This window comes from Methylophaga sp. UBA2689 (genome assembly GCA_002354555.1).
Taxonomy (GTDB): domain Bacteria; phylum Pseudomonadota; class Gammaproteobacteria; order Nitrosococcales; family Methylophagaceae; genus Methylophaga.
In genome coordinates, this window is record DELT01000006.1 from 1 (window position 1) to 3,719 (window position 3,719).

5 protein-coding genes are annotated in these 3,719 nt (G+C 44.2%); 2 read left to right on the top strand and 3 right to left on the bottom strand.

Features of this window, described 5'->3' with window-relative positions; translation table 11 throughout:
• Both B3M51_RS00320 and B3M51_RS00325 read left to right on the top strand, forming a co-directional pair.
• Window positions 1-237, top strand: a 237-nt coding sequence (locus tag B3M51_RS00320) for a DUF3108 domain-containing protein (protein WP_292756062.1), incomplete at its 5' end; no start/stop codon positions are given.
• A gap of 25 nt (window positions 238-262) precedes the next feature.
• Complete coding sequence (locus B3M51_RS00325; RefSeq protein WP_292482024.1) at window positions 263-865, top strand: NUDIX domain-containing protein; 603 nt, start codon at window positions 263-265, stop codon at window positions 863-865.
• A 43-nt stretch (window positions 866-908) separates the two neighbouring features.
• On the opposite strand, the gene B3M51_RS00330 is transcribed toward B3M51_RS00325, so the two are convergent.
• The 3 genes from B3M51_RS00330 to icd form a co-directional block, all read right to left on the bottom strand.
• Window positions 909-1,817, bottom strand: a complete 909-nt coding sequence (locus B3M51_RS00330) for a D-hexose-6-phosphate mutarotase (protein ID WP_292482026.1) — start codon at window positions 1,815-1,817, stop codon at window positions 909-911.
• A 70-nt stretch (window positions 1,818-1,887) separates the two neighbouring features.
• The gene (locus B3M51_RS00335; protein ID WP_014707250.1) at window positions 1,888-2,370 is read right to left on the bottom strand and encodes an FKBP-type peptidyl-prolyl cis-trans isomerase; all 483 of its coding nucleotides are present in this window, start codon (window positions 2,368-2,370) and stop codon (window positions 1,888-1,890) included.
• 9 nt (window positions 2,371-2,379) lie between these two features.
• The gene (icd, locus tag B3M51_RS00340; protein ID WP_292756064.1) at window positions 2,380-3,633 is read right to left on the bottom strand and encodes an NADP-dependent isocitrate dehydrogenase; all 1,254 of its coding nucleotides are present in this window, start codon (window positions 3,631-3,633) and stop codon (window positions 2,380-2,382) included.
• Window positions 3,634-3,719: the final 86 nt, after the last annotated feature.

Consider the following 3,719-nt stretch of genomic DNA (forward strand, 5'->3'; position numbering starts at 1 on the left):
AAAAGACTTGAGCAGGAAACGATAACTACTCCACTTGGCAGCATAAACACTGTTAAATTTAAAAGACAACGTGATAGAGACAGCGACAAGGATCGGGAAACCACTTTGTGGTGTGCACCTGAGCTGAATTATTTACCAGTCAAACTGGAGCACATTGAAAAAGATGGCACTAAATTTACTGCGGTATTGCGTCGTGTAGAGGGTATATCAAAATCAGCATTTACCCCTGTCGAATAACACTCCTGATATGTAAGGAAAACTGATGAGCAAAAAACAGTTTGAAATCATTGAAGAAACAACCGCTTATAGCGGTTTTTTTAGTTTAAAAGTTGTCTCTTTAAAACATACACTATACAAAGGTGGCTGGAGTGCACCGATAACCCGAGAAGTCTTTCATCGTGGAAGCTGTGTTGCGGTATTACTCTATGATCCACAAAAAGATGCATTAGTTATTATCGAACAATTTCGTCCTGGCGCCTTACAACTAAATGATGAACGGGTTTGGCTACTGGAAATCGTGGCTGGTGCAATTGAACCAGGTCAGACACCAGAATCCGTGGCCTATCGCGAAGCTGTTGAGGAGTCTGGATGTGAAATACTGGAAATGATCAAAATAAATGAGTTTTTTACCTCTCCCGGTGGCACATCCGAACTGCTACACCTGTTTTGTGGACGCATTGATAGCACCCATATCGGTGGTTTACATGGCCTGGATGAGGAAGATGAGGATATCTCAGTCAGTGTATTATCATTCGATGAAGTCTATGCCTTATTGGAAGCAGGTAAAATCATCTCGGCGATTCCGATTATCGCTATCCAATGGCTGGCTTTAAATCGCGAAGAATTACGTCAGCGCTGGGCTTAAGCAAACTCTATATCGTTTATAGCTGACCATAGAGTCTCGCTTTCTACCCCAATGGCATGATCCTGTATCCAGCTGAAATCGTATGGGTCTCACCTGGTGCTAAACTGATACTGTTATTGGCGGCATTGGCCGTCTCAACACAGACAAAGTACTGATACGAATCATCAGTCATATCTTTTAATGTCGACACTTTATCCCACGGATTCCATACGATTGTGGTATTTGAACCAGAACTTTCCACCACAATGCGTCGTGCCCAGTCAGTATCCTCAATAAACAGTTTGTCAGGACTATTAAGATATACCCTGTCTGTTTCGCCGTTAAAAACGATTTCACCGGCCTGAAGTTTCTCACGGAAATTTTCTACCTTGTCGAGATAATGATGATTGCTCAACCCCCTCACCTGTGTTTTTTCGATATTTCCCACTGCAAAATAAGTATGCAATGCCTGTGAGATAACAAAACTTTCTTTATCAAGGTTTTCCGTGGTTAAGGACAACGTTAGCTGTTCACCAATCTCAATCACCATTTTTAAACTATAAGCACAATGCCAAAGCGGTTCATCCCTTGGATCAGGCGCTAATGACAGAGTCAATTTAATGCCATCATTTTCAGTCTGTTGAACATCAATCAGATCCCAATCCCGGTTACGTGCAAAACCATGAGCAGGACGTCCTTTACCACTAGGATCAACACCAAACCATGGCCAACAGATGGGGACACCACCACGAATGGCCCGCCGATCCCCATAACGGCTCAATCGACTCAAAAACAATAAATCATGTAATGCATTTGCAGAGCGGTAAGATAACACCTGCGCACCCTGAGTTGTTATAAGTGCCTTGGCATGAGGTGTGTTGATATTTATCATCACACATTCTGAAGGCCCCATAGAAAAATCCAGGCGATCAGCAATAGCAAATTGTTGTTTTAGTTGTTCTATAGTTTGCATGAAATTCTACGTCTGAAACAAAAAGACGGGCACAATGCCCGCCTTTGAGACTAAATATAAATTTTAGTTTTTAGTGCTGGTGACCGCCTTCACCATGAACATGTCCATGTTCAAGTTCTTCTGCACTTGGTTCACGAACTTCACGGATTTCAACGTCAAAGTTCAAATGTACGCCAGCCAGAGGGTGATTACCATCAACGGTAACTGTTTCATCGTTAATTGCAACGACAGTGACCAAAACCGGACCTTGCTCGGTTTCTGACTGAAATTGCATACCAACTTCAACTTTTTCTACACCACTGAATAATTCAGCAGGTACATCCTGTTTTAACGCATCATGGCGTTCGCCATAAGCATTTGCTGGTTCGATACTGGCTTGGACTTTATCACCAGTTTCTTTGCCCGCCAGGGCATCTTCCAAACCAGGGATAATATTGCCTGCACCATGCAGATACGCCAGCGGGCCGGCACCTTCACTGCTATCAATGACTGTGCCGCTGTTGTCGGTGAGCGTGTAGTCAATCACGACTACTTTGTTGTCTGCAACTTTCATGGAAACTCCTTACATGTTTTGAATAACAGCTGCAGCATAATCACTACAACTCAACGCATCGACGCCAATAGCCTGAGCTAAATCACCGGTGACACGCGCATTAGAAATGGCGCCTGAGACGCCGGAAACGACCAGATCTGCCGCTTCACCCCAACCTAAATGTCGTAAAAGCATTTCGGCCGATAGGATTAATGATGACGGATTCGCATTATTTTTTCCAGCCAGAGCCGGTGCTGTGCCATGTGTTGCTTCGAACATCGCAACGGCATCCGCTAAATTTGCACCCGGTGAAATGCCAATTCCCCCAACCTGTGCAGCAAGGGCATCAGAAATATAATCACCATTCAGATTCAATGTAGCAACCACATCATAATCTTTAGGGTGCAATAAAATTTCCTGTAAAAACGCATCGGCTATCGAGTCTTTGATAACGATTTTTTTACCGGTATTTGGATTATTAAAGGTTTTCCAGGGCCCACCATCCAGCGGGGTGGCACCAAATTCTTTTTCAATAAGGTCATAACCCCATTGTTTGAAAGCCCCTTCGGTGAACTTCATGATGTTGCCCTTGTGTACCAGGGTCAATGAATCACGGTCATTGTCGATAACATATTGAATGGCTTTACGAACCAGACGTTCTGTTCCCTCTTTGGAAACCGGCTTGATGCCGATACCCGAGGTTTCAGGAAAACGAATTTTGCTGACACCCATATCTTTTTGAAGAAAGTCGATGACCTTCTGTACTTCCGGTGTGCCGGCAGCCCACTCGATACCGGCATAAATATCTTCTGAGTTTTCACGGAAGATAACCATATCGATATTTTCGGGGGCCTTAACTGGGCTTGGTGTTCCTGGGTAATAACGAACTGGGCGCTGACAGACATATAAATCAAGTGTCTGGCGTAGTGCCACATTCAAAGAGCGAATCCCGCCCCCCACTGGGGTCATTAACGGACCTTTTATCGATACTGAATATTCTCTCAACGCCTCAATGGTTTCTTCTGGCAGATAGGTTTCTGCGCCATAAAGCTGTGTGGCTTTTTCGCCAGCGTAGACTTCCATCCAGGAAATTTTGCGTTCGCCGTTGTAGGCTTTGTTCACTGCCGCATCAATCACATCAATCATGGCCGGTGTGATATCGATACCGATGCCATCACCTTCGATAAAAGGGATAATCGGTTGATTAGGTACATTCAATGAATAATCGGCATTCACGCCGATGGCTGCACCCTGTTCCGGTACACTAATGTGTTGATATGCCATGCACGGCTCCTGAAGTTAAAAGTGGCATTTTACATGATCTATGGCGTTGATATAACCATGACCAGACTAATTGCATTTAATAAACC

Excerpts from the sequence above, each read along its gene's own strand:
- B3M51_RS00325 (WP_292482024.1), top strand. The coding sequence starts at position 263 with ATGAGCAAAAAACAGTTTGAAATCATTGAAGAAACAACCGCTTATAGC.
- B3M51_RS00330 (WP_292482026.1), bottom strand. The coding sequence starts at position 1,817 with ATGCAAACTATAGAACAACTAAAACAACAATTTGCTATTGCTGATCGC.
- B3M51_RS00335 (WP_014707250.1), bottom strand. The coding sequence starts at position 2,370 with ATGAAAGTTGCAGACAACAAAGTAGTCGTGATTGACTACACGCTCACC.
- icd (WP_292756064.1), bottom strand. The coding sequence starts at position 3,633 with ATGGCATATCAACACATTAGTGTACCGGAACAGGGTGCAGCCATCGGC.